Source organism: Bacteroides sp. HMSC067B03 (assembly GCF_001811315.1).
Taxonomy (GTDB): domain Bacteria; phylum Bacteroidota; class Bacteroidia; order Bacteroidales; family Bacteroidaceae; genus Bacteroides; species Bacteroides faecis.
On record NZ_KV804379.1, the window covers coordinates 1 to 472 of the forward strand.

Below are 472 nucleotides of genomic sequence, written 5' to 3' on the forward strand. Positions count from 1 at the left end.
AAACCATTATAAACTCGTAAAATAAAAATATGATTGAAGCACTGAAAAATATAGGATTCATCGTTACAGAACGATTGGAAAGAAAAGAATTAAGCTCTGATTTACAAAATCGGTACTCCGAACTTCCTGCGGACTATCAGGAGTTTTTACAACGGTTTCAGACAATCACGAATGAAAGTGATAATGTTTGGTTTAATTCCATAGAGGACTTTAACGGAGAAAGCGATAGCGGATTCCGTTGGAATGAATTTGAGCTGATGGGACTTGAGGCGTTGGCAGATGATAAGGAATCCTGTGATATGATACGCCTGTTTTGGGATAGCCATATTCCTATTCTTATGTCAGTAAAAGATGGATACCAATACTTGTGCATAGATTTATCTCCGGAAAATTACGGTAAAATCTATTATGGAGTTGAACCTGAATTTGAAGATTCGGCAGAATTTGTTTGCGATAGCTTTAATCATTTATT

Annotated in this window: 1 protein-coding gene; it reads left to right on the top strand. The window is 35.8% G+C overall.

The window, feature by feature from the left end; genetic code table 11:
* Positions 1–29: 29 nt before the first annotated feature.
* A partial coding sequence (locus HMPREF2794_RS15945; protein ID WP_055271850.1) for an SMI1/KNR4 family protein occupies positions 30–472 on the top strand: 443 nt, incomplete at its 3' end.